At 66.6% G+C, this 25891-nt stretch carries 17 protein-coding genes; 8 read left to right on the top strand and 9 right to left on the bottom strand.

Annotation, left to right across the window (positions count from 1 at the left end; translation table 11 throughout):
* Positions 1 to 182 precede the first annotated feature (182 nt).
* Entirely contained in the window at positions 183 to 1217 is a 1035-nt protein-coding gene (locus BSZ40_RS00215; protein WP_073822093.1) for an EamA family transporter, read from the top strand.
* A gap of 160 nt (positions 1218 to 1377) precedes the next feature.
* Here the strand turns inward: BSZ40_RS00215 and BSZ40_RS11175 are convergent, their stop codons facing one another.
* From BSZ40_RS11175 to BSZ40_RS00175, 3 genes are all read right to left on the bottom strand, one after another.
* Positions 1378 to 6051, bottom strand: coding sequence for a glycosyl hydrolase family 95 catalytic domain-containing protein (locus BSZ40_RS11175; protein ID WP_084542497.1), 4674 nt, complete (start codon positions 6049 to 6051; stop codon positions 1378 to 1380).
* Between the two features lie 143 nt (positions 6052 to 6194).
* The gene (locus tag BSZ40_RS00180) at positions 6195 to 10046 is read right to left on the bottom strand and encodes a cell wall-binding repeat-containing protein (protein WP_073822091.1); all 3852 of its coding nucleotides are present in this window, start codon (positions 10044 to 10046) and stop codon (positions 6195 to 6197) included.
* Between the two features lie 383 nt (positions 10047 to 10429).
* Complete coding sequence (locus BSZ40_RS00175) at positions 10430 to 13204, bottom strand: bifunctional metallophosphatase/5'-nucleotidase (RefSeq protein WP_073822089.1); 2775 nt, start codon at positions 13202 to 13204, stop codon at positions 10430 to 10432.
* Between the two features lie 196 nt (positions 13205 to 13400).
* Here BSZ40_RS00175 and BSZ40_RS00170 point away from each other — a divergent pair, with 196 nt between their 5' ends.
* From BSZ40_RS00170 to BSZ40_RS00160, 3 genes are all read left to right on the top strand, one after another.
* Positions 13401 to 13802 carry a phage holin family protein gene (locus BSZ40_RS00170; protein WP_073822087.1) on the top strand — a complete coding sequence of 134 codons (402 nt, stop codon included), beginning with the start codon at positions 13401 to 13403 and terminating at the stop codon, positions 13800 to 13802.
* Positions 13799 to 14068, top strand: coding sequence for a DUF3618 domain-containing protein (locus tag BSZ40_RS00165; RefSeq protein ID WP_073822086.1), 270 nt, complete (start codon positions 13799 to 13801; stop codon positions 14066 to 14068). Before BSZ40_RS00170 ends, BSZ40_RS00165 begins: the two co-directional genes overlap by 4 nt.
* Before the next feature lie 141 nt (positions 14069 to 14209).
* Positions 14210 to 14392 carry a DUF3073 domain-containing protein gene (locus BSZ40_RS00160; RefSeq protein ID WP_073822084.1) on the top strand — a complete coding sequence of 61 codons (183 nt, stop codon included), beginning with the start codon at positions 14210 to 14212 and terminating at the stop codon, positions 14390 to 14392.
* Positions 14393 to 14440: 48 nt separating this feature from the next.
* Here BSZ40_RS00160 and purM read toward each other — a convergent pair whose 3' ends face one another.
* The 4 genes from purM to BSZ40_RS00140 are packed head-to-tail and all read right to left on the bottom strand — an operon-like array spanning position 14441 to position 19178.
* A complete protein-coding gene (gene purM, locus BSZ40_RS00155; RefSeq protein WP_073822082.1) occupies positions 14441 to 15598 on the bottom strand; it encodes a phosphoribosylformylglycinamidine cyclo-ligase in 1158 nt (385 codons plus the stop codon).
* Positions 15591 to 17183 carry an amidophosphoribosyltransferase gene (gene purF / locus BSZ40_RS00150; protein WP_084542494.1) on the bottom strand — a complete coding sequence of 531 codons (1593 nt, stop codon included), beginning with the start codon at positions 17181 to 17183 and terminating at the stop codon, positions 15591 to 15593. The genes purM and purF overlap by 8 nt, the downstream gene beginning before the upstream one ends.
* Positions 17184 to 17235: 52 nt before the next feature.
* Entirely contained in the window at positions 17236 to 18819 is a 1584-nt protein-coding gene (locus BSZ40_RS00145; protein ID WP_073822080.1) for an RNB domain-containing ribonuclease, read from the bottom strand.
* On the bottom strand, positions 18816 to 19178 hold the full coding sequence (locus BSZ40_RS00140) for a sterol carrier family protein (protein ID WP_073822078.1): 363 nt from the start codon (positions 19176 to 19178) through the stop codon (positions 18816 to 18818). The genes BSZ40_RS00145 and BSZ40_RS00140 overlap by 4 nt, the downstream gene beginning before the upstream one ends.
* A gap of 76 nt (positions 19179 to 19254) precedes the next feature.
* On the opposite strand from BSZ40_RS00140, the gene BSZ40_RS00135 reads away from it, so the two are divergent.
* Genes BSZ40_RS00135 through BSZ40_RS11410 form a run of 3 tightly spaced genes read left to right on the top strand, consistent with a single transcriptional unit; the run spans position 19255 to position 23203 of the window.
* Positions 19255 to 20340, top strand: a complete 1086-nt coding sequence (locus tag BSZ40_RS00135) for an App1 family protein phosphatidate phosphatase (protein ID WP_073822076.1) — start codon at positions 19255 to 19257, stop codon at positions 20338 to 20340.
* Positions 20330 to 22501 carry an acyltransferase family protein gene (locus BSZ40_RS00130; RefSeq protein ID WP_073822074.1) on the top strand — a complete coding sequence of 724 codons (2172 nt, stop codon included), beginning with the start codon at positions 20330 to 20332 and terminating at the stop codon, positions 22499 to 22501. Before BSZ40_RS00135 ends, BSZ40_RS00130 begins: the two co-directional genes overlap by 11 nt.
* Before the next feature lie 24 nt (positions 22502 to 22525).
* On the top strand, positions 22526 to 23203 hold the full coding sequence (locus BSZ40_RS11410) for a barstar family protein (RefSeq protein ID WP_073822072.1): 678 nt from the start codon (positions 22526 to 22528) through the stop codon (positions 23201 to 23203).
* Between the two features lie 151 nt (positions 23204 to 23354).
* Here the strand turns inward: BSZ40_RS11410 and BSZ40_RS00120 are convergent, their stop codons facing one another.
* Together BSZ40_RS00120 and BSZ40_RS00115 are read right to left on the bottom strand one after the other, a co-directional pair.
* On the bottom strand, positions 23355 to 23804 hold the full coding sequence (locus tag BSZ40_RS00120; protein ID WP_073822070.1) for a DUF2000 domain-containing protein: 450 nt from the start codon (positions 23802 to 23804) through the stop codon (positions 23355 to 23357).
* 88 nt (positions 23805 to 23892) lie between these two features.
* Positions 23893 to 24813, bottom strand: coding sequence for a LysR family transcriptional regulator (locus tag BSZ40_RS00115; RefSeq protein WP_073822068.1), 921 nt, complete (start codon positions 24811 to 24813; stop codon positions 23893 to 23895).
* A gap of 71 nt (positions 24814 to 24884) precedes the next feature.
* On the opposite strand from BSZ40_RS00115, the gene BSZ40_RS00110 reads away from it, so the two are divergent.
* The gene (locus BSZ40_RS00110; RefSeq protein ID WP_073822066.1) at positions 24885 to 25835 is read left to right on the top strand and encodes an EamA family transporter; all 951 of its coding nucleotides are present in this window, start codon (positions 24885 to 24887) and stop codon (positions 25833 to 25835) included.
* Positions 25836 to 25891 lie beyond the last annotated feature (56 nt).

The following is a 25891-nucleotide window of genomic DNA, read 5'->3' as shown; positions in this document are numbered from 1 at the left end:
TCCCGGCCCGCTCCTGTGGCGCACCTCCTGCCGTCCGCCGCCCCAAATCACAGTTTTCCCCTGGCACAACCGGCCTCCGGCGAGGCACAATCTTCCCTCGTCAGGAACAGTCGTTCCAAAAACCCATTCCTTCGCGCGCGGCGTTTTTGCTGCGCGCTGGCGCTTTTCCAAGAGGAGGTTTCGTGCTGCGCCGTTCGCCTTTGAGCCTGTTGCCGCCGTGGCTGCTGACCATCGTCGCTATGTTCCTGGTGCAACTGGCTTCGGCTTTCACTGTCACCCTGTCCGCGCAGGTTGGGCCCGCAGGCGCGGCCTGGCTGCGGGTGACGATGGGGGCGATCTTCATTCTGTGTTTGGCGCGCCCCCCGCTGCGCTCCCTGACAGCGCAGCAGTGGCCGGTCGTGCTGGCCCTCGGGGTCACTACCGCCTGCATGACGGGTGGGTTCGTGGCCGCCCTGAGCCGCATTTCTTTGGGCACCACGGTCGCTATCGCGTTCCTCGGCCCGCTGGTTGTCGCAGTGTTTCTGTCCCGTTCTTGGCGTTTGGCAATCTGGCCGGGCGTTGCGCTGGTCGGCGTCCTGCTATTGACCCGGCCGTGGGAAGGACAGGTGAACCTGCTCGGTGTGGCCTTCGCCAGCTTGTCGGCTCTCGGCTGGGCGGGCTACATCATCTTCACTCACAAGGTCGGCAAGAGCGTCAGCGGCCTCGGTGGGCTGGCCCTCATGCTGCCGCTGGCGGCCTTGTGCCTGGCGGTGCCCGGCATCCCGAGCGCCTGGGGAAACATTACGTGGCCCGCTCTCGGCTTGGCTGCTCTCCTCGGGCTGCTCACTCCCGGCCTCGCCTATATCTTGGAGCTGTCAGCTTTGCGCCGCATGACCCCGACGGCTTTCGGCACCCTCACCGCGCTGGAACCCGCCTTCGGGTTGCTGCTCGGGTTCTTGATACTGGACCAGGCGCTGGCCACGCCCCAGATAGTCGGCATCGCCCTGGTAGTCCTGGCGGGGGTGGCTTCCCAGATCCACGCCGACCGCCAGCCCTTCCCGAAGTTCGAGGCTTCTGCGGCGGAGGCCGTCGTCCCACAGTCGGCAACCGCCGCCGCGCAGGCGCCCTCGACGCCCACCGAGCCCAGCCGTCAGCAGACCGGCACACTTGTGCACCTGGAGCCCGTAGTGCAGGCGGATCCTCCACAAGCCCGCGCCCCGCGGGGAGCGGCCGCCTAGACCGCTAGGAGCGCACCGCAGGGCTACGCCCCGCGCGCACCAAGTTGGGGGGTACCCAGGATTGCTGGCGGTCGCCGCGCAGGCTCGACAACAGTTGTCCTTCAGACAAGGGGCGGGAGCACTTCATGCATGAAGTGCTCCCGCCTTTCAGTTGGTCAGCTCAGCGGCGCAGTAGCGTCCGCAAAGTGTCCTCGGTCGCGGTTGACACCGTGCCGGTACCACCAACAATCCACACACCCGTCAGCTGCTTGGCTGCCGCGATCTGCTCGGCTTCCTTGTGCAGCGTCTGCGGGGTGGTCAGCAGCAAGGCCGCGTCCTTGGCGACCGCCAGCGGCGAACCGGCGAGCGCATCGGGGAAGTCCTTGCCGGAGGCCACCACTACGGCCGTGGCCTGCGCCCCGAACTTCTCCGCGAGCCGCGCGGCGGTGGCGTACCGGTTCGGCCCAGACACGGCCGTCATCGTCACGCCATCGAGGTACTTAGCGGACCGCAGGGCACTGACTGCGTTACCGCCGACCCCGACGACGCGCGCCCGCGGGTGGCTGGCCAAGAAGACGCGGGTCTCCTGCGGCAGGCGGGCCCCGTCGGTCAGCAGGACGACGCCGCTGTTGGCCCCCGCACTGGCTCCGGCAGCCAGGGCGTCGGGGAAGCCGGAACCGTCAGCGAAGAAGATTGCCGCCACTTGGCCCGTCACCTGTTCGACCTGTCCGGCAACCGCGGCAGCCGTGCCGTAACGGGACTTGCCCGCCAGGCGCTTGGTTTGCAGGCCCGCCAACTGCAGCGAACGCTCCTTGATCTCGGACACTGAAGCCTTGCCGCCGACGATGTAGACCGTCTCGTACTTGCCTTCCAGCAGCGTACTGAGCACTGCCGGTTCGAGCTGCGGGCTGACGGTCAGCAGCAGCGGGCCGTCCACCGCGGCCGCGAGCGGGCCGGCCGCCACGGCGTCGGCGTAACCGGTGCCGTCGACGAGCACCGCAGCCTTACCGGTGAAGCCGCCCTGGCGGGCCACCTCCACCGCAGTGGCCACTCGGCTCTTGCCAGCTAGCCGTACCACGTCCGGCTGCGGCTCCGCCGTCGGAGTAGCGGTCGGGGTGACAGTCGGCGTCGGGGTGACAGTCGGCGTTGGCGTAGCCGTCGGCGTCGGGGTGACAGTCGGCGTAACCGTCGGCGTCGGAGTAGCGGTCGGGGTGGCAGTCGGCGTCGGCGCCGGTGCCGTCCCCACCGGGTGGGCAACCACCACTGTCTGTGGGGCAGCATCTTGAGCAGTGGTCGCCACGAAGCCGTAACGCACCTCCCCGGTAGCGTCCTGCGCCACCTGGGCCACTAGATGCACTTCCAGCTTGCCGTTGGCCGGCAGTTCGCCCTCCCAGCCAAACGCGCCTCCGGCCTGCTCCAGCGACACTTCAGCTGCCTGCCCGTCGGCGGTAGTCACCGCGGCTTCCAGGGACTTGATCTGCACGTTGTCGTTGACCGGCACGCCGCCGAAGATCAGCTGCCGCGCCTGCGCCGAGTCGTTGCCCACCTGGATCGTGTATTCGATGGTCGAGCCGGGGGCAACCGACTGGCCTGCCTGCGGACTGGCCTCCGCTTGCAGCGCGAAAGCGAATTCTTCTTCCCCACCTGGGGGCGGGGCAGCAACAGCCCGCCGGGCCGTGAACTCCGCCAACGACACGTAGTTCGCAGGCCCCCCGGTCGGGCCGTAGGACGACGAGGTGGAGATACGCACGTAGCGCGCCTCCTGCGGCGTGTCCAGCGTCACGGTCTGTGGCGTGGCCGCATTCGGCCAATCCCCGGCCGCAATCCGCTCCCAGCCATTGCCGTCGGGCGAAATCTCCACGACATGCCCCTTGATCCGCCCGTTGGGAGCGGTGGGCCGGGGAGTGAACGTGACCGATGCCAATCGTTCACTGGCCCCTAGGTCCACGGTCAGCGAGTGTGGGTGGTTAGGGGAGGCGTTGAACCACTGGCTGTGCCAGAACGTGCCGGTGTCACCGTCAATGACGTTCGTCGCCGGGGCGTTCTCCCCCACCGTCTCCTGCGAGGAAACCGCATGGATCCGCATCTGCGACTGGCTGATGACCGCCGGGTCGATAACCTGCACGGTCACCGGCTTGCGGATCACCCAGCCTTCTCCGGTCAGCACGGCGGTCAACGTGACACTGCTCGGGGCGGCGGCGGGCATCGCGGGAGCAGTCACGGTGCCCTCAACGGTGCCAGCCTGCGTCACCTGGGTGGCGGCGGGCAGTTGCCACCCGTCCGGCCCTTCCCAGGTCAAGGTGGCGGCCCCGGGAGTACCAGTGATGGTGGCCGTCACGCCAGAGGACTGCCCCCAGGAAGCCGGGGCGGCGCTGGCCGCCAGGCCCGTCGTCGGCTGCACCACGTAGACGTGGCCGAGTTCAGCCGGGAAGGTGGCGATCCGGTCAGCCACCACGGCGTTTACCTGCTTGCCTGCGGTGACGTCCCACACCTGCACGGCCGCCCCGAACTCGGCCGACCGCACCTTCAGCGGCCCTGCCGCCGCCGCAGTGATCCGGGCCTGGCTCAGGGTGCCGTCGGCCCACGTGACCCCAACGGTGTGGCCGCCGCGGGCCTTGAGTCCGTCGTAGGAGCCCGCCGACCAGTTAGTGGGCAGGGCCGGCAGCAGGTCGATGGCGCCCGCGTGCGACTGCAGGAGCATCTCGGCAAAACCAGCGGTGCCCCCGAAGTTACCGTCGATCTGGAACGGCGGGTGGTTGTCCCACAGGTTCGGCAGCGTCGATTGCGTCAGCAGGTTGCGCACCATGAGGTGGGCGTGGTCGCCATCCAGCAGCCGCGCCCAGAAGTTGATCTTCCACGCCATGGACCAGCCGGTGCCGCCGTCGCCCCGCTGGCGGAGCGTCTCGCGGGCCGCGTTCGCAAAGTCGGGGCTGAGAGCGTCCGAGATCTCGGTGCCCGGGAACAGGGCGTAGAGCTGGGAGACGTGGCGGTGGGCCGGTTCGGCTGCTCGCTCGCGCGCGTCGACTGCCTCATTGGGCCACTCCAGAATCTGGCCGTCTTGCCCAACTTTGATGCCGCGGTCCAGCTTGGCGAGCTTGGCGTCCAGTTCGGCGGTGAACTCATCGACAATCCCCAGTTCCTCGGCCGCCGCCTTGGTGGAGACAAATAGCTCGGTCACTAGCTGCTGCGCCATCGCGGTGGCCTCGGTGAACGGCCCGTGCTCCGGAGAGTAGGCGGGGGAGACCACGAGCTTGCCGTCGGCGTTTTCCACCAGCATGTCGAACCAGAACAGCACGGTGTCCTTGAGGACCGGGAAGGCCTGCTCTTGCAGGAAGGTGCGGTCGCCAGTGAAGAGCCAGCGCTGCCAGAACTCCTGCGCGAGCCAAGCGTTGGCCTCCGGGAACCAGAAAGCCGTCGCCCAGTCGTGCACCCCGGCAAAGCCGTAGGGGTTGACCTCGTTGTGCAGCACCCACCCGCGGGCGGCAAACATGCGCTCCGCGGCGTCGGCGCCCGGCACCCGGTACTTGTTAATGAAGTCCAGGTAAGGCAGGTCCATTTCCGCCAGGTTGGTGGTGTAGACCGGCCAGTAGTTCATCTGGATATTGATGTTGGTGTGGAAGTCGGCACCCCAGGGGGCGGTGGACGAGTTGTTCCACAGGCCTTGCAGGTTGGCCGGCAGGCGGTGCGCTTCGCTATCGCCCGGGCGGGAGGAAGACAGCAACAGGTAGCGGCCGTACTGGAAATACAGTTCCTCCAGGGCCCGATCCTGGTCGCTGGAGCCGCGATAGGCAGACCGCAGCGCGTCGGTGTACAGCTGCGAGGTGTCTGCCCCGGCCAGGTGCAACTTCACGCGGTCCATGATTGGCTGGAAGTCGGCCACGTGTCCGGCCCGCAGGTCATCCCAGCTCTTCGCTGCTGCCGCGTCCAGGGTGGCGGTCACGCGGGCGTCGGCTTCGTCGCCGCGGTAGGTCGGGTGCACGTTGGCGTAGTTGGTACCGGCCGTCCACAGCAAGGTCACGGCATTGGCACCAGTTACCGTGACGGTGCCATTTTCGTTGGCCACTCGGTTACCGCCCTCGTTGAGGACGCGAATCTCGCCCACGTACTTCAGGCCGTTGGGGTCTTTCCCGGAGTCCAGGGCGCCGGTCAGGCGGATGCGGCCTTGCTCGTCGGCGGCCACCGTGCCGCCTGCGGGCAGGCCCCGGTAGGCCACCGTGGTGGTTATCTTCTCGCTGGCGGAGGCACTCAACCGCACCGCGACGACGTTATCCGGGTGCGAGGCGAGGTATTCGCGGCGGTAGTCCACCCCGTCGACGGTGAAGGTGGTGGCGGCCACCCCGCGCTTGATGTCGAGGTTGCGTTCGTAGTTGGTCGCGCCGGTCAGCGGCGAGGTGAACTCCAGGCTGCCGAACTGGCTGTAAGAGCCGTAGCAGTTGCGGGCCTTGCCCAGGAGGCGGGCAACCTGCGAGGCATCCATTTCCCCGCGTGCCCGAATGGTTTGCCGTACTTCTTCCAGCGCGGTGGGCCGCTGGGACTTGTCCCAGATACCGAAGTCGTAGTTGGCGCAACCCGGACCGCCGGACCACAGGGTTTTCTCGTTGAGCTGGAGCTTATCGCGCTCCACGCCACCAAAAATATTGGCCCCGACTGCCCCGTTACCGATGGGGAGGGACTGGCTCTCCCAGTGGGTAGCGGGGGCCGCGTAGCGCAGCACCAGCTCCCGTTCCGGGGTCGACAGGACGGCGGGAGGTTCGTTCGCGAGGGCGGTGGTCGGCACTAGTCCGACGACGGCCAAGCTGGCAGCCGCCACAGCGGCAAGGCTGTGGCGCCACGGATGGGGACGAGCATTTGTCATGAGGGCTCCTGCAACTCTGAAGGATTCTTATTGCCAATACTAGTTTGGAGCCAGAATCACGCAAGACATCGCCCACTGCTCGATCACCGCACACGGAAGGGGGGACAGCGCCCGCGCTGTCCCCCCTCCTCGTTGCTACCGAGCTAGCGCACTAGCTCCCGCAGCGCCTTGTCCACCTCCGGACTGATGGTGCCTGGCCCGCCCAGGACTGCCACATCTTCCACTGCCGGGCGTGCCCGCAGCAGTTCCTCGGTGGGGGCAGGAACCCGGTTGGTGGCCGTGAGCAGCAGCATGCCGTCGCTGTTGACCGCCAGCGCTGCGCCCGCGAGCGCATCCGCGTAGTTCTGCCCGGAAACCACCACTGCCATCTTGGCCTGTGGCAGATGCTTGTCTGCCAGTTCCGCAGCCGTGGCGTACCGGCTGCGACCAGCGATGGTCTCCATCGTGACTCCACTGATCAAACCGATGGACTTGCCTGCCGCGATGGCGTTACCGCCCACCGCGACCGTGGCCGCGCTCAGGTGATCCATGAGGAACTTCTCCGAGACCTGCGGCAGCTTGTCGCGGTTGGTGAGGATGAGCACGCCCTTGTTCTTGGCGGCCGCCACCCCCGTGGTCAACGCGTCGGCGTAGTCCATGCCGTCTGCCAGGTAGACCCGGGCCGGCGCCCCGGTCAGCCGGATCGTCTCCTCCGCCACCGCCACTGCGGTGCGGAAACGGTCCCGCCCTGCGATGCGGTGCACTTCGATGCCCGCGGCGCGCAGCTGCGCCACCTTGGCCTCCGAGACCGCTCCCGGGCCGCCGACGACGTACACCTTGCGCACCGACTCCGCCTTGAGCGCGGACAACAGATTCGGCTCCAGGGACGGACCCATGGTCAGTAGCACTGGGGCCCGCAAGGCGCCAGCCAACGGACCGGCCGCCATGGCGTCCGCGAACGAGGCGCCAGTGGAGAGCACTGCCGCGTCAGAGAAGTCGCCGGCCTGCATCACCTTGATGGCGGTGTCTACCCGGTTGGCTCCGGCCACCCGCACAACCTCCAGCGGTGCCGCCGTCGGCGTGGGGGTCGGGGCCGGGGTCTCCGTCGGCGTCGGGGTAGCCGTCGGCGTCGGCGTAACCGTCGGCGTCGGCGTCGGCGTCGGGGTCGGCGCAGCCTTGATGGGGTGCAACACCTGCTGCGAGAAGGCGTCAGCCAGGTTGGCACCCAGCACGATGAACACCGCCTCCGCCTGGCCCGCGCCGTCTGCCCGCACCTCAGCCGTGAACTGCGCCGTTAGCACGGCTCCGGCCGGGATGGCCCCGCGCCAGGACGCCGATTCGTTGGCCCGATCGAAGGTCAACGGCGTCGGAGCCGCCCCTTCGCTGGCAAACAGGTGCGCGTTGACGGACTTGAGGCTCAGCTGCTCTATGTCGAACAGGCCGCCCACCGCCACCTGCTGCTCCTTGTTGGTGGTGTTGTGTGCCCGTAGCTGGTAGACCACCGTCTGCCCGGGCGCAATCTCGGTTCCCGCCGCGGGCTGCGACGTGAGCGTCACCTCCGGCATCGAATCGGGAGCCGGTTCCGGGCCGGCGGTCTGAATCTGGTGGGTGAGGGTGCTGTCCGCCAGCTGGGTGTCGCCGCTGCTCACCACCGTGGCGAACTGCAGCTCCCCAGTCGCATCCGCCTTGACGTTACCGCTGATCTCCAGCACCAGCTGCCCGCCAGCGGGCAACGTGCCGGTCCAGGAGCCCGCGTTGTCGTCGTTGGCGGCCTCGCCGCTGGCCCCCTCTCCTTGCAAGGTGGCTTCGGCGTCCGTCACCACGAACTTGCCTTGCCCGTGTCCACCAACAACCTGCAACTGCTGCGGCTGGGTGCCCGCGTTGACCACCCGCACCGTGTACACCACCTGCTGCCCGCCGGTCAGACGCTCGGTGGTGGCCGGGCTCGCGGTGACGTTCAGCTGTACCTTCGCCTCGGGGGCGGGCGGCTCGGGAGCGGCGGCCTTCTCCCCGTACAGCCGCACCTCGGCGGCCGACGCGTGGCTTGTCCCTACCTGGGCCGAGATGGCTTCGAACTTCACGAAACGACCAGTGGTCTTCGGGAAGGGCACCTCCTGCACGGCCGCGCCACGCGGGAACTGACCGGTGGCCACCGGCTCACCCCAGGTCTGGCCGTCGGCCGACACGTAGATGCGGTATTCCCGAATCATCGAGTTAGAGGGGTCGGAAGCCAGGTCCTGGCGCGGGGTGTAGCGCAGGCCCGTGAGGTCGTAGCTGGAGTTCAGCTCGAAAATGAGCGACTGGGGCAAAGAGTCGCGGGGCCCAGACCACCTGGTGTGCCAAATGGTGTTGGTACGGCCGTCGAGCACGTTACGCGCCCGGCCGTCCTCCATTGCGCTTTCCTCACTGGTCGCGGTGACCGACATGTTCTCCACCGGGATGGAGGTGTCGACGGGCGGGGCCGGGGGCAGGCCACTGGCCTTGCCGTCGATGACATTGATGCGGTGCTCCCACACCGAGTAAGGCACCTGCGACTGCTCGCCGGCGTAGACCCGCTCAGCCATGGCGGCCAGCGGCAGCCGAATGCCGTTGGCTATCACCTCTTCGGTCTCAAGATCAGGCTTGTCGGCCCAGATGGCGTAGGACGAACCGAGCACCGAGTCAGCCGGTGCGGTCTGGTTGCCGGAGAAGTTAACGGGCAGCCAGTTGTCGTAGATGGCCGAGGCAGGGACCCGCTGGTTGTAGGCACAGGTGGGGCAGCGGGGCAGCACGTAGTAGAAGAAGCCGTCGTGGTAGTTGATGAGCTTGTGCCCCTTCTCCACCAGCTTGGCCACGCTCGGCATGGTCCGGTGCCACTTGGTCCAGTAGGTGACCTCCACGTCGGCAGGCAGCGAGGCCTGGTCACCGACGTAGAGCGCATCGTTCCAGGCCCGCACCCGGCTCTTGCCGTTGTTGTTGAGGTAGGAGTCGACGGTGGAGAGGTAGTGCATGTACCCGTCCATCACCGAGGCGCCCGCACCGACGTTCTCGGTGGCGTAGGCCTGCAGGCTGGGGAAGGAACGTCCCAGGCTGGCCAGGCGGTCCGGGTCGAAGACCTCGTCGCCGCCGATGTGCCACTTGTCGGTGGGGAACAGCGGGGCGAACTCGTCGATGAGGTCGGTGACGAACTTGCGAACCTCCGGCTTGGAGTAGTCCAGCACGCGCCGGCCGACGTTGTCGTTACCGGCCCGCCATTCGGGGTGGGCCTCCAGCACCTTGCCCATGTGGCCGGGAATGTCCATCGCCGGGATGACCTCGATGTGGTATTCCCGCGCCACCGCCAGGATTTCCGCCAGCTCAGCCTTGGTGATGTGCTCCTCCGAGACCACCTCGGGGTACATCTCGGTCTGCAGTCGGAACCCCTCGTTTTCCGAGAAGTGGTACTGCAGCTCGGTGAGCTTGAGCAAGCTCATGCGCTTGATTTGGTCTTTGAACCACTGGGGCGAGAAGTATTTGCGGGCCGCGTCCACGTGCAGCGAGCGCGTGGCGTAGTCCGGCCAGTCGGTGACGGTGGCCGCCTGCAGGCCTCCGGCCGAGATGATCGACTGCAGGACGGTGCGGGTGCCGAGGAATACGGCGTGCTTGTCGGCCCCGGTGATGCTCACGCCGCTGGCATCGACTTGCAGCTGGTAGGCATCAGCTTTGTCGGTGCCCGCCACCGCGCCGGACTTCAGCACGATGTCGGTCGCGGCGTGGGTCCCAGCCGCGAGGGTGACCACCTGCGGTGGCGCGGTTAGCAGCTCGGACTTTTCGTCCAGGTCGCGTGCGAAAGTGGCGGCTTCGGCGGAGAGGTCCACCGAATCGCTTTCTACTAGTACGACGCGGGTGGCTGCCTGCAGGCGCCACGGAGCCGCGTCTGGGGTGAGTTGGACATTTTTCAGGGCGGGGACTACCCCCGTGAGCCCTTCCCCGGTCAGGGTGGGGGTGGTGGTTTCGTCAGCCAGGGCGGTTGTTGCCCCGCCGACGAAAGCCGTCATTGCCAAGGCTGTTGAAGCCAGGGCGGCAACGAACCTCCGTCGTTTGCGGTGTTTCATCTTCCCTCCGCGTTCATCTTTGAGCGTGGGCAGCCGCGCGGGCGGCAGCTCCTCAAGGGAGGTTATCGATCCTTCAGCACTTTTTCAGGCGGGTTGCTAACCCGGTTTGGCGCGCGTCGAGTTGCGTTGCGCCAACCAACCCTCCTCCCCCTCCGCGAGTGTCCACATTTTGATCCTCTCCCCTCAACAACCGAGCATGTTTTGCTCTTTCATGCACCAAAGCGCCTAAAAGCAGCAAAAAGCGACACGGAGCGGCGGGGGTCCACCCGCCGCTCCGCACGCCGCACTCCCAAGAACGGGCTGCGTGAGCTTGCCCACATCCGACCCTATCGATTGTGCACCGCTGCCTCCACCTCCGCCTGCACCGCCGAGGAGACCGCCTGCTCGTCCCCCACGATCAGCAAAGCCCGGCCCGCTGGTCCCTGCCGCAGCAAATCAACCATCCCGGGGGCGACTTGTTGCCCATCAGTCAGCACCAATGTCCCCCCACTGCGAGCCACCAACGCGGCGGCCGCGCCCGCCTCTGGCCGGTGGGCGTTGACCACTACCACCGGACCGGTCGGAGCAGGCACTATCTGTGCCACGGCCGTCCCCAACTCCAACGCGTCCGCCCCCTCCAGGTGCCGGATAGAGTGCGGCATCCACCGCTGCCAGCGTTCCCAGGCGGCGCGGGCCTTGCCTCCGACAGTCACTACCGGCAGCTCCTGGTGGCTCCACAGGTACCACCAGGCCACCGGGGTCAGGCGGCCCTTGCTGGTCGGGAGCACGACGGCCCCTACCGCGGGGGCGACGGCGGCCGCCACCCCCAGCGCCGTCGGCTCCGCGACATCAGCCAGGAGAACCTGCTGCGGGGCGTCAGCGGCCTGCAACGTGCGCCAGGCTGCCACGTTGGTTACCACGGTCCGCCACCCCGCGCCCAGCCACTCATGCCGCACGCCTGCGCGCTGGAGGGCGGGCCCCAAGGAGAGCGGCGGCCAGCCAATCACCGCCACCCGCTCGATGCCCGCCTGCCGCAGGTGCTCCACCAAGGTGGGAACCGCCTGTGTGCCATCCAGGTGCAACACCGGGCCGCCGACAGCAGCCGCCAGCGGCGCGGCGAGTGGCAGCCACCGCCCTTGCGTTCCGGCCACCACCACTGCGGTTTTCTCCCAATGGCCGTGCGGCGCCAGTGCCGCCGTCAGCTCTCCCAAGGTGCCGCCCGTCAGGCGCTGCGTGCTGGGGCTGGCCCCGGTCACCGACACTGGCACCGCGAAGCGACTGCCGCCCGGGGTCGAGACTTCCAGCTGCTGGACTCCACTGAGGTCCGCGGGGACCGGGAGCCGAAGCACCGCCCGGCCTGTGGTGTCACCGGTCGGATCAGGGGTGTAATCAATGGGGGCGGTGACCTTGGACTGTCCCAGTTGGACCGTGACCTCCTGATCCACCTGCTCGCTCGTCACCGTGAAGCCCAGCGAACCGAGCGCAATCTCCGCCTCCTGTCCCGCCTGCAGACCGCTGGTCGGCAGGGTCAACGCCAAGGACCGTTGCACCAGTGGGGCCGTCACCGGCCCTGCCGCCTGCTGCGCCGCCAGGTAGTCGATGAAGAGTTGCACATCAATGATTCCCGTATCGCGCCGATTGCGGCCTGCGGCCAGGGCCCCGAAGTTGTCGCCCCCGGCGATGAGGAACGACACCGCTCCCACCGTGTACGTCCGCTGCGGGTCCAGGGGCTGACCATCAATGGTCACGGAGGTGATGCGCTGGCCGGTCGGGGCCTGCGGGTCGAACACGTAGTGCACATTGCTGGACACGCCCAGCTTCAAAATGGGGCGCGACGACCCCTCCGGCTGCCACTGTTGCTCCAACGCCTGCTTGAACTCGGCCCCGGTAATCTCGGTGGTAGTCATCGCATTGCCGAACGGCATGACCGCGAATGCCTCTTTATAGGTGACCACTCCGTCGTCCCCGCGCAGCAGGTCCGCCCGAATCCCCCCTGCGTTGATCAGGCCAATGTCGACCGGAATCGTGGTGGAGTTCTTCAGCCCCCACAGCGCTACATCAGCCAGCAAGTTGCCGGCCGTGGACTCGGTGCCGCGATTGGCGCCCGCCGTGGCGGCCGTGCCGTCGGCGGTGCCGCGGTAGAAATCCGAGGCGATGGTGGCCACCGGCTTGTCACCCTCCGCATCTGCCTGCGTTTTGGCCCGCGCCACAATCTCGGCAATCTGCGGATGCGGGGCCGTGCCGCACACCTCGGTCATGGTCGCGGCACTCACCAGCTCCGCCCGGGCCCCTGTGACCTTCTTGGTGTGCGGATCCACATCCAGGCTGACACGCCCCAGGGCCCGCCCGTAGTGGTCTGCTTCGACGGCGACGATCGCCTTACCGTCCGCCCCGATGGTCTCCAGTCCCACGTATTCGCGGTGGGTGTGGCCGCCGAAGACTACATCCACCAGCTCCCCGCGCAGCCCGGCCGCGATCTCGGCGGCGTCCTCGTGGACGAGCACCACCACCACGTGAGCTTCCCCATTGGCCGCCTGACCGTCCTTCAACTCCCCCGCCACCCGGTTGGCGGTGTCGATGGCGGAGGTGAACTCCAACCCGACCACCCCGTCGGGCGTCACCAAGGTCGGCACGTCGGGCGTCACCACCCCCACAAAACCAACCTTGATCCCACCTGTCTCCTTCACAACGTAGGCGGGCAGGTCGGAGCCGACCACGTTGGCCCCCAGGTGCGGGAAGTTTGCCCGCGGAATGATGCGATCTCGCAGGTCACTCCAGCCACGGTCAAATTCGTGGTTTCCCACCACGTTGGCATCCAAACCCATCAGGTTCAGGGCATCGATGGTTGGCTCGTCACGCAAGATCGCCGACAGGAACGGCGAGCCACCGACGTTGTCGCCCGCCGAGGTAAACAGGGTGTGCGGGTGCGCGGCACGCTCCTTGTCGACATAACAGCCGATGACAGCCGCCCCGGCCTCCTCTTTTCCCACATCAATGTGCCCGTGAATGTCGGTGATGTTCAACAAGTTGAGCGTCACCGGGGCGGGAGACGCGGGAGCGGCCGTCGCTGGCACAGCGGAGGCAAAGAGGCCACCTACCGCAGCGAGGGCAATCATTTTCATACGACTAGCGGAGCTTTTGGCGACTTGCATGCTGTTCCTCTCGCGACCCAGGGCAGACTGAGACCCCACCCCCTGCTGTGATCCAAACCACACGCTAACATGGTTGCAGGTGTTTCACCCTGCATCACCACTGGGCAGAATTGGTCCCCCCACGTAAGGTGGGCAGCAGCATTTATTCCAGCTAAAGGAGTCAGGCGTGCCCGAGCACACCCCCACAGACCCGCAGCGGTCGATAGGCGAGCTGATCGGCAGGATTTCCCATAACGTCTCCGCTCTGGTGCGTGGCGAGATCGACCTGCTCAAAACCAAGGCAACCACGTCGGCTAAGCGCTACGGCACTGCCGCGGCTTTCTTCGCGGTGGCCGGGGTGTTGGCCCTGTTTGGGTTGCCCTTCATCCTGTGGACCTTGGTCTACGTGCTGGCCCTCTTCCTGCCCCTGTGGGCCGCCACCCTCATCGTGGGCGGGGTGGTGTTCCTCCTGGCTGGCCTCATGGTCCTCCTGGGGCTACGAAAGCTAAAGAGCGCCGGGGAAGTGCAACTCAACGGTGAGAGCATCGGCATGAGCGTCGACGCGGTCAAGGAAGGACTGAACAGATGAGCTACGCGAACAAGGAAGCTGACCTGGTGGCCCTCCGGGCGTCGCTCACCGCCGACCTGGAGGAACTCACCGCCCGCCTGAGCCCCAAGAATCTGGCGCAAGAAGCGGGCGCATCGGCCAAAGCCAAAGCGCTGAGCTTGGTGGAAACCGTCAAGAGCACGGGTAAACGCGCCGCGAGCGGTGACATCAAAAGCATCGCCGTTTTGGGGTCGGCAGCGGCCGCAATCGTAGGCCTGACCCTGCTCCGGTTGACGCGGCGGCCCTAGCCACCGCAGCTCGCCTAGCGCGACCAGTTGGCCCTCAGGGCCCGAAACGTTGTAGGCTGGGCACACGACAAATTTTTACTTGTATTCACGCCGCCGCACTTCAACGTGCCGCGCATACTCGACGGTGGAGGGGGTCACGTCATGGGGCGCGGCCGTCAGAAGGCTAAGCAGACCAAGGTCGCTCGGAAGCTGAAGTACTACAGCCCGGAGACCGATTACAAGGCTTTAGAACGTGAACTCACGGGATCTGACGCCACCGAGAGTGAGTACGACGACATCCCGCCAGCGATGGACGACTGGGACGACTACCGCACCACGCGCTAGGCGCGGGTTCGCCGCCTAGGCGGCCTGCGGGCACCGTTGCTGGTCGACTCAGGCGGTGCGGTAGGAACCGATCATCCGCACCTGTCCCCCGGTGACGCCCTTGGCTCCCGTGGTGACCCGCGCGGCGGGCGCCTGCGCTACGGCAGTGGCCACGTCGTGGACCTCCCCCAACACCCAGGCGGGCAGGTCCGCTGCCGCGGCTGCTGTCAGGGCGGCGTCCACGGCGTCGGCGGCCACGATCGCCACCATGCCCACGCCCAGGTTCAGCGTCACCTCTAGGTCGTCCCACGCGACATTGCCGCTGCGGCCCACCCACTCGAAAACGGGCGGTACCACCCAGCTGCCGCGGTCGATCACGGCCGCCAGCCCCGCGGGCAGCACCCGGGCGACGTTCGCCGCCAGCCCCGCCCCCGTCACGTGCGACAGGGCATGCACCCCGCCCACCGGCGGCACGTCGGCGGTGGCTGCGCCGGTGGTGCCCCCCAGGGCGGCGATGAGGTCCAAACAGGCGCGCGTGTAAAGCCGGGTGGGTTCCAGCAGCTCCTCGCCCACCGTGCGCCCGAACTCCGCCACGTGCTCCCCCAAGCCTGCCCCCGAGACCTCCAGCACCTTGCGCACCAGCGAATAGCCGTTGGAGTGCAAACCGGAGGCGGGCAGCGCCACCAGCACGTCCCCGGCCCGCACGTGGTGGGCCCCCAACACGGCATCGGCCTCCACTACGCCGGTGGCGGCCCCCGCAATGTCGTAATCGTCAGGTGCCATGACCCCCGGATGCTCGGCGGTCTCCCCGCCCAGCAGCGGCACGCCAACCTGCTCGCAGGCCTGCGCCACCCCTCGCACAATGTCAGCGATGCGCTGCGGCTCGACCCGGCCGCAGGCAATGTAGTCAGTCATCAACAGCGGCGTGGCCCCCACCACGACCACATCGTCCACCACCATCGCCACCAGGTCCTGGCCGATAGTGTCGTGAATGTCGAGGGCCTGGGCGAGAGCGATCTTGGTGCCCACCCCGTCGGTGGAGGTAGCCAGCAGGGGACGGCGGTAGTCCCTTAAGTCCGAGACGTCCACCATCCCGGCAAAACCGCCTTGCCCGCCGACGACGCCCGCCGTGTGGGTGCGCCCCACCGCGGCCTTCATCAGCTCGACGGCCCGGTCGCCCGCCTCCGTGTCGACCCCGGCGGTGCGGTAGCTCAACGACTCACTCATGGGGTTTCTCCTCGTGGGGCTGGATGGTTGGGAGGGGCGCGCCCGCGCCGTGGCGAACGCTGCGCCGGGGCGGCAACACGACGGGCGCGGCAGCCAAAGGCGGGTGGGCCGCGGCAGCCAGTTGCTGCGGCTCCAGCGGGATCGGGTAATTGCCGTCAAAACACGCCAGGCACAGCGCTTGGGCGGGCTGCCCGGAGGCCTCCACCATGGCGGGCAGCGACAGGTAGCCCAGGGAGTCGGCACCGATGGACTGGCACACCTCCTCCACGTTCGCCCCCGCGCTAATCAGCTCGGCGCGCGTGGCGAAGTCGATGCCATAGAAGCACGGCCAGGCCACGGGTGGGGACGAGATACGCACGTGCACCTCCCGGGCCCCGGCCTCGCGCAACATGCGCACCAGTGCCCGCTGCGTGTTGCCGCGCACGATCGAGTCATCTACCACCACCAGGCGTTTGCCCTCGATCACGTGCCGCAGCGGGTTGAGCTTCAGGCGAATGCCCCGCTGGCGCATCATCTGCGTCGGTTGAATGAAAGTGCGGCCGACGTAGGCGTTCTTCACCAGCCCCATGCCGTAGGGGATGCCACTGGCCCGGGCATAGCCGATAGCGGCAGGGGTGCCGGAGTCCGGCGTCGAGATGACTAGGTCGGCCTCCACGTGGTGGTCACGGGCTAACAGCTCACCCATTTTTTCGCGCGCCACCTGGATCGACTGCCCCGCCAACAGGGTGTCGGGACGAGCCAGGTAGACGTACTCGAAAACGCACCCCTTCGGATTGGCGGGCGCAAAACGTTCCGTGTGGACGCCGTCGGCGTCGATGGCGAGGATTTCGCCCGGCTCCACCTCCCGCACAAACGCCGCCCCGATAATGTCCAAGGCCGCTGTCTCGGAGGCCACCACCCAACCGCGGGCCAGGCGCCCCAACACCAGGGGGCGCACGCCGTGCGCGTCCCGCGCCGCATACAAGGTGTGCTCGTCCATGAACACCAGGGAGAAGGCTCCCCGCAGCTTCGGCAGCACGGCCCGCACCGCAGGCAGCAGCGCATGCCGCGCGGGCAGCTGCGGATGCTCAGTGTGCTCCACTCGGTCTTCGCCGCCCAGGAGTGCCGTGATGACGGCCGTGTCGGTGGAAGAGCCCCGGCCCAGCTCGCCCCGCAGGTCCTCCCCGAAGCGGCTGCGGACCTGCTCCATCAACTCCACGGTGTTCACCAGGTTGCCGTTGTGGGCCAGCGCCACCGTGCCGGTGGCGGTCGGCCCGAGGGTAGGCTGGGCGTTTTCCCAGGTGGAGCGGCCCGTGGTGGCGTAGCGCACGTGTGCCACCGCCATGTGTCCGCGCAGCGACCGCAGCAGCTGATCGTCGAACACCTGCGAGACCAGCCCCATGTCCTTGTACACGATCACGCTGCGGCCATCCGACGTGGCGATGCCCGCCGACTCCGTGCCGCGGTGCTGCAGGGCGTAGAGCCCGAAGTAGGCCAGCTGGGCAACTTCCTCCGCCGGGGCCCACACGCCAAAGACACCGCATTCGTCTTGGCCGACGTCACTCGGGTCTGCTACGGCGCTCAGCCGCCCGTCACCTCGCCTCACGGGTCAAGCCTGGCATATGAAGGCGTCTCGCCCCAAGCCGCGGGGCGTGAGACTACTGACCTGCCTGCGCCGGATCGGCCGCCCGCACCCCGACGACGTCGGCCTGCACCTTGTGCGCCACCACATCCACGGCCTGGATCCGCACCCGCACGGTGTCCCCGAGGTCCGCCTGCCCGTCGGCGAAAATGATGACCGCTGGATCAGCGACCTGCACCTGCACCCCCGGCCCGTGCCGCTCACTGCGGGTAGTGTCCACCACCACGCCCTGTAGCTCGCGGCCAACATAGGAATCGAGCACCAACGCCTCCAGGGCCTCCACCGCGCTCCGCGTGATGGCGCTGGCCCGCCGCCGGGCACTCGTCATCGCGTCCGGCAGGGCGGGCAGCGCCTGGCGCACCCACTGCGGCACCTCCGTCTGGGCGCAGTGCGCCAGGCACACCTCCAGCCCGTAGCGATCCACCAGGCGGCGCAACGGCGCCGTCACGTGAGCGTAAGGCGCGGCAATAGCCGCGTGCCCGCCCGCCACCTCCGGCGGCAGCGGCAGGTCGGCCTGCTCATCGAAGGCCGCATACCCGCCGCCCCGGAACAGGGTGGTGGCAGCGTTGAGGAACGCGGCCTCGGCGGCATCCTGCCCGGTCAGGGCGCGCACGAATGCCGGGTAGTCACCGTTGCGGGGCCACGCCAAGCCGAGCGCCCGCGCAGTGCGGCGCAGGCGGGCAATGTCTCGGCCTTGCGCGGCGGGCAGGGTGCGCAACACCCCCACCCCGGCCTCCTGCATCATTTGCGCGGCCGCCATGCCCGTCAACAGGGAAATCTGGGCGTTGAAGTCCTCCACCGGCAGCGCCGCCCGGTAGACCAGCTGGTAACCGCCGTTGGTCTTGGTCGTTTCCTGCTCCGGTACCGCCAGCGAAATACCACCCCGTTCCGCCTCACGCTCCAGCCGCAGTTGGCCTATCTCCGCTAGCAGCTCCGGCAGGTCGGCAGGCGCGGCCGCGGGCAGCGCGGCCCGCCCGTCCAGCGCCTCTTGCACCTGCACGTAGGAAAGCTTGGCCCGGGAGCGCACCAAGGCCCGCTCAACGTGAGCACTTTGTACCTGCCCCGTGCGGTCCAGCTGGAACGTCCACAGGCAGGCCGGGCGGTCGACGTCGGGCAGCAAACTGGCCGCGTCCTCGCTTAAGGCCCGGGGATGCAGGGGGGTGGAGTAGTCCGGGGCGTAGATCGTGGTGGCACGCTCGTGCGCGGCCTTATCGAGCGCGCCACCGGGCGCGATGAAAGTGGCGAGGCAGGCGATGGCGTAACGCACCTGGTAGCCGTCGGCGGTACGCTCCAGCTGCACTGCCTGGTCGAGGTCACGCGATTCAGCCGGATCAATGGTGACGAACGGAATCTGGCGGGCGTCGCGGTCCGGAACCGGACCCGGCAGCTGGGCGGCCGCTGCTGGCAGTTTGACGTGGGTGAGCGTCGGGGCGGGCAACTGCGCGGCGACTTCCCGCCAGGCGCGGGCCACGGCCTCGGCTTCCGCCTCGGCGGCGGGCGGGAAGGCCGCGGGCACGTCGTACTGCTCGCGCAAAGCGTCCAGCGCGGCGCGCACCCGCTTAGAGCTCGCGACGGCCGGGGCGAGGCGAGGTTCAGTCATGTCTGCTCCAAAGGTAGGTAGGCGGCCAGATCAGCGCGGGTGCCCGAGGCACTGACCACGCCGGTAGCCAAAGCTTGCCCCCACGTCAGCTGCCCGACGGCCAGCTGCACGAAAATCGCGGGCGCCATCTCGACCACGTTGGGCGGCGTGCCGCGCGTGTGGCGCGGCCCCAGCCCCAGCTGCGTCACCCCGTAGGGAGGAACCCGCACCTCAATGCTGCCCCCCGGGTGGCGGTGAGCTAGTTCCTCCAGGCCGTAGCGCACCGCGGTCGCTAACTCGCGCCGGTCATCTCCCCCGGCGGCGGCAGCGGCAAGCGCGGCTCGGCCAGCGTGGGGGTCGATACGGCGACGCGGAGACATGGAGCCAACCTAGCGGCATTGGCCACAACCCTGCCACGCCCACACCGAAAAGACGGCAACCCGATAGCATCCACGTATGACTTCTCACAACCTCGCGGCCCGCCTCGAAGACGCCTTCTTGCGGCGATCGGTGCCGGCATTGCGGCGGCGAGGCTGGCGGCCCGCGATCCATGTTTTCGCGTCCTACGGCACGCAGCGGCGGGCCCGCGTGCTGGCGCGCGTGGTGATGACCGACCCCCTGCACGACCCCAGCGGCACCCTCATTCGGGAGCTGCCCGGCCCGGGCGCCACCCGGCAGGAACTAGCGGCCGCCACAATGCAGGGCCTGCGCGACGCGCAACGCGGGTGGCGACAATTCCTTGGCACCACGGTGCCCTTCTACCCGGTGACCATCACCCTGGGCCAGGCCACCGTGACGGTGAACGCGGACCGGGTAGGTCTGGTCGATATCGTCGTGGAGGGCCACGAACTCACCCCCGGCCCGCACCTGGTGCAGGTCACGGGCCCGGCTTCCCCCCCACAGCACGGCCTGATACAGATCATCGCCGATAACACGACGCACGGCATCGTCTGCGATATCGACGACACCATCATGGTCACCCACCTGCCGCGCCCGCTGGTGGCGGCCTGGAACGCCTTCGTGAAATACACCCACACGCGGGAAGCCGTGCCGGGCATGGCTGAGCTGCTGACCGAGTTCTCTCTGCGCCACCCGCAGGCGCCCATCATTTATTTGTCCACGGGCGCGTGGAACGTGCAGCAGACTCTGTCCTCGTTCATGGCCCGCCACGGCATCCCCGCCGGACCAATGCTGCTGACAGATTGGGGCCCCACCAATACTGGTTGGTTCCGTTCAGGGCAGGAACATAAACGCACCCAGCTGCGACGTCTACTTATTGACCTGCCGCAAATACAGTGGCTCCTCATAGGCGACGACGGGCAACACGACCCGCTAATCTATGCGGAGCTGGCGCGCGAGCACCGGCCCCACGTCGGCGCGATTGCTATCCGGCAACTTTCTCCCACGGAGCAGGTAATGTCCCACTTTACCGCCGAGCCGCTCGCGGTCTATGGCCCAGCCTCGGTGCTGCAGGCAGCAGTGCCCCAAGTTTATGGTTCTGACGGTTTCGAACTTCGCCAACAGCTTTCTCATGTCTTTTGATTCTGACGCCTCCACGCAGGCACCCGCGGCTACTGCTAGCGCCCCCACTGTTTCCTCGCCCGCACCCGCTGGCCCGCGGCCGCGCCGCCAGTTCCGCGGCGACATCCAGGCCATGCGGGCCTTTGCGGTCGGGTGCGTATTTTTGAATCACTTATGGCCCGAGCGGCTGACCGGTGGCTTCATCGGGGTGGACGTTTTCTTCGTCATCTCCGGGTTCCTCATCACCACCCATCTGCTATCCAGCCTGCTGGACCGGGGTGGGCTGCGCCTGCGGGACTTCTACGCCCGCCGCATCCGCCGTTTGCTGCCGATGGCGTTCCTGGTGCTGGCGGTCTCCGCAGCCGGGGTGGTCACTTTCCTGCCCATCCAACGCTGGCGCCCAAACTTTGCGGAAATATTTTTCTCCGCCGTCTACGGGGAAAATCTCTACCTAGTGCACCGGGCGGTCGACTACCACGCCGCGAACCAAGACGCCTCCATCGCCCAGCACTACTGGTCGCTGTCGGTCGAGGAACAGTTCTATATTGTGTGGCCGCTGGCGCTAGTGGCGGGGGTATGGGTGTGCCGTCGCCTCTTTCCCACCCGTCTGCGGCTAGCGTTGGGCCTGCTGCTGGCCACCGGGGCGCTCGCCTCGCTGGTCTACTCCGTGCTGTTTACCGCCAGCCAACAGGCCCAGGCCTACTTCTTCACCCCGGTGCGGGTGTGGGAGTTCGCGACCGGGGGCCTGGTGGCGGTGGCGGCCCCCGCCCTCACCCGGCTCCTGCGCCCGGCGGCCTGGCTACGGCTGCCCCTGGCGGGGGCCGGTTGGATCGCTATGGCAGCGGCGGCCTGGGTATTTTCCCCGCACGTGGCTTTTCCCGGCTGGGTGGCGCTGCTGCCCGTCGGCGGGGCGGCCGCAGTGCTGATCGCCGGGCTGGGCGGCCGGGTGCCGTTGCTTGATCCGCTGACCTCGCTGGCTCCTGTGCGGTGGCTGGGGGACGTGTCGTACTCCGTCTACCTGTGGCATTGGCCCCTCATCGTCCTGGCCCCCGCCGTGCTCGACGCCGAGGTGCGGTGGTGGCACAAGCTCGTCATCGGGGTCATTGCCCTCGGGCTGGCGGGCCTGTCAAAGCCACTGGTCGAGGATTGGGGACTGCGCACCGGGCTGCTGAATAAGTCGCTGTGGCGGGCCTTCGCGTTCATGTTGGGCGGCATGGCATTAGCCGCCGCCGGGGCGTGGGGCGGGGGCCGCCTCGCCGACCACCTGGCGAGCGCGGAGTCCCGACGTTTGGCGGAATTTTTGGCCACCGACTGCGCCGGCCCGGGCGCCATGAACCCGGCAAATAATTGCCCCAACAAACTCGGCAAGCCGCAAAGCATCGTGCTCGGCGAGGACAATATCTACTACAGTGACCCGCCCGAGTGCCGCCTTGAGGAACTGCCGCACCAATACGAGAAGTTCGCGGGCAAACTGGTGTGTGACTACCGTCCCGACCCAAACGCCCCGGTAGACGGCCGCGACGTGCTGATGTTGCTCGGCGACTCCCACGCGGACCAGTGGAGCGCGCCCGTCATCGAGATCGCCCGCGCCCGCCAGCTGCGCTACGAAGCCCTCATCGTCGCCGGTTGCCCGGTGCGGCAATTGAACGACACCGAGTACGAAACCCAGACCTACCTGTGGGGACAAAACTGTGCCGACGCCACGCGCACCGTCGTCGCCGAGGTGACCAAAGTGAAGCCCGCCCGCTTGGTTTACTCGCTGTACGCCAAGGAGGAACCGCTCGCCCCGGAGGGGGACCAGCAGGCCCTCTACAACGAATCGCTGGGCGGGACGTGGCGGCAGTTCCTCGCCGCTGGCGTGGGGAAAATCTTTGTGATCGCCGACGTGCCTTACAACCACGAGGTGCGGGACCTGAACTGCTACGCGCAGCGGGACAATCCCGCAGTGGACTGCCGGGTGGAGCGCAGCAAGGCCCTAGCGGTCGACCCGCTACCGGGCACCGTGCCCGCCGCCGCCGACCCCCGGGTACAGCTGGTGGACTTCACCGACGCCTTCTGCGACGCCGAATACTGCTACCAGGTGGCGGGCGAAATGCTGGTCTACTTCGACCAAACCCACCTGAACCGGCAGTACGCCCTCAAGTTGCGCCCCCGGCTGGAGCGCGCGCTCTTCGGGCAGTAGGGCAGCCGCGGGCAGGAGGTAGGCGTGACCGGGCGAGACGACGAGCTGCGCACGGCGCTGCACCACGCCGACTGGCTGGTGGTGGCCGAGGAGGAGAGCACCGACGCACTGCCCGCCTCGTGGCGAATTGTGCACGCCTACCTGCCCGACATCGAGGTGACGCTCGACTTCGATTGCCTGGACGCTTGGGGCAACTACCGGCCACTGGCGTACGCCTACGGATGTCGCAGTGCGCAGGTGCCCGGCCTGTCGATATATCTCGGGCGCCGCCGCGACCAGCGGCGCGCCGCCATCGCCGATTTTGTCCGCGCACTCACCGCGTGGGCCTATCAGCAGCACGAGACGAACGCGGGGCGGAACGGCGCTGAGAACCGCGGCCGCGCGGAGGATGCGGCCGAGTACCGTTTCAACCTGCGGTTGGTGCGCACCGCAGACCAGTTCTTTCGCCTGTTGAGCAAGACCCTGCATTTCCCCGGCTATTTCGGGGGAAACTGGGCCGCTGCCGACGACTGCATGCGGGATCTGGCCTGGCTGCCGCCCGGGCCACTGACCCTCCGCTTCGAACACCTGGACACCCTGGCCGCCCGCAGCCCACTGCTACACCGCGAGGTCGTTACCAGTCTCAACCTGTGGGAGGCGCACTGGGCGCAGGCCGCCGCGCAGCGGGCTGTGCACATCGTGCGGGCGGGAGGCGCGGGCTGATTCGCAATCCATGCCGGGGCTGCCCGCCCTAACTGGTCACGGGGAGAGCACAGGCGCCATATGCACCGGATGAGGCGCCCACATGACCAGTTAGGGCGAGCCCCTCTTCACGATGCCCATGCGCCAGCACGTCCCCCAGCGGCTCTCGGCACTAGTGATGTTTCCGCAGGCCTTTGGTAATACGATCCACAGCATTCTTCGGGCCGTGTAGAGCTAACCCAACGAGATCTAAATCTTCAGGTCTTACTGCAAGCACTGCAGCTCGATTTGCGTCATCGTCTCCGGTAGAGAATAGTTCACGCGTATATATGCTAATTGCCATATCGCGAGCTTGTGCCTTAGAACGGGCCACGGACAACTGCTCTAAAGTCGCAGCATATACAAGCACGGGCTGACGCAGCATGGGTAAATAGCGGTTCCCGTCTGCGTCAACATAGGGGGCGCCTACCATATCAGGAGAACTTGTCGCGATTCCACTAATCAAGAAGGATGTAACGTTGAGTTCCTGCCAAGGCAGCAGGGCATCGCGCAACAGAACCACCACCCTAGTGGCGTGACGAACTGGAGGCTTTGCGTCGAGAACAGCTGCAGTCGTATCCATACCTCATCCTCCCCCACCATTAATACCAATGTCTAGTGAAAAGATTCGCACCTACAGTTAAGGTGGACTACAAAATGGGCAGTGGCAGCTACGAGTCCGTGTGACTATCGCACTCAATACTATGCAACCTAGCAATAGCAGACATCATGCGAAATACCGTCTGTACTGCGCGACGCTGTGCCCGGTCTGACCTCATTAAAGCGAACAGATACCGATAGGCAGGAACATCACTGATCGGGAGCAGCCGCAGATTTCCTTCCGCCGGTGTGGTAAAACGCGGAAGCACCGCCAGATGGTCACTAGAGGCAACGATGGCTTCTATTAAGCGATTATCCTTAACCCGCTGCGCTACGTGCAATCTTCGGCCCACGCGCTTCTCAATTGCTGCCAGCACGGTATCAAAGGGATAGCCTTCGGGAACCCCAATCCAAGAAGCACCTGCGACATCGTGGGCGCGAAGGCTGGAGCGCGAGGCCAACGGATGACTATCTGACATTGCAATGTCGAGTGGCTCTAGCACCAGTTCACGGACAAGCAACCCCGGGACGCTGCCAATCTCGGGAGCGCGAATACTATGCGCGATCACGATGTCATAATCCAACGTCAAGCGGGAAAATTCGCTCTCCGCCGGATCGACATCAGCGATGCGAAGTTGGATTCCAGCATCGGCGACAGCACCCAGAAGCTTAGGCAGCAATAGTGTGGCGGCGCTGGGGAAAGCTACCACGGAGACGCCCCCTCCGGGATCGTTTCGGTACGCATCCCAGCGAGCCTGGACAGCGGCAAGTGCTGTCGCCACCTCGACAGCACCCTCCGCTAGGAGAAGACCCGCCTCTGTTAGGCGAATACCTCGTCCGTCTGGCTCAACCAGCCGCACACGCGCCAGTCGCTGGGCCGTCCGTAGCTGCTGGGAGACCGCAGAGGCAGTCCGATGAGTCGCCTCAGCCACAGCTGTGACACTTCCATAGTCGGCAAGATCCCGAAGAAGCTGCAGATGTCGCACGTCCATGCAGGAAGCCTACACCTTCCCGCAAAAAAATTTCAGTTGACCTTACTGGGAACGTACACGAAACTTACCGCATGCCTTCACGCCACATAGCTCTCGCAATACTCATTGCCGGGATATGGGGTGCAAACTTTGTAGCACTCAGCCTGGCACTTGAAGTTTATCCGCCACTACTACTGGCCGCACTACGTTTTGGACTGCTTGCAATCCCCACAGTGCTCCTGGTGCGGAGACCACGAGTACCGTGGCGCTGGCTTATAGGCTACGGCACTGGATTCAGGATAGTTCAGTTCACGTTTCTAAACTGGGGTCTATCTGTTGGAATGCCTGCCGGGCTGGCATCACTCACCTTGCAGGCATCTGCACCGTTTACCGCCTTAGCAGGAAGGCTATTCTTCAGGGAAAAGCTGACCAAACCAGCACTAGTCGGCATCGGAATCGCCATCATTGGATTGTTCACAGTTGGATGGCAACGGTCAGAAAATGCTGAACTTACCCCATTTTTATTGACCCTATGCGGCGCGGCCGGGTGGGCCATTGGTAATGTAAGCGCCCGCCAAGCTCACACAGATGAGCCCATAAAGCTTATGCTTTGGATGACTGTCATCCCGCCACTACCCATGCTTATTCTTAGCATAGTGTTCGAGGGGCCAGATCGCATCAAAACCGCACTCAGTCTCGCAATTACTTCTGACGGAATCAAACCCACACTAGCACTCTTGTTTACAGTTATTGTGGCGACTGTCATTGCCTCTGGCATGTGGACATGGCTAATGTCACGACACTCTGCGAGTATCGTCGCCCCTTTCTCTCTTTTGGTGCCAATATTTGGAATGCCCGCAGCCTGGGTAGCCTTCGGAGAGCTAGTTTCCTTTGGAGAACTGTTCGGAGCCGCACTGGTGCTAGCGGGAGTGTTGCTCGGCGCTTACTCTCGTGCACCCAAGCGGCCCCCGGCCCGCCAGGCGCGGGCCGTCAAGAAGTACAGTGCGGCGGCGGCCAACAGCAAGACGCCTAGCAATCCGTAGAGGGGCCGAAAACCAAGAGCATCCAGCCCGATACCCACGAGCGGATCACACACGAT

The organism is Buchananella hordeovulneris (assembly GCF_001907235.1).
Taxonomy (GTDB): domain Bacteria; phylum Actinomycetota; class Actinomycetes; order Actinomycetales; family Actinomycetaceae; genus Buchananella; species Buchananella hordeovulneris.
The sequence above is the reverse complement of the archived record's forward strand: the minus strand, read 5'-3'. Positions and strand labels throughout refer to the sequence as shown.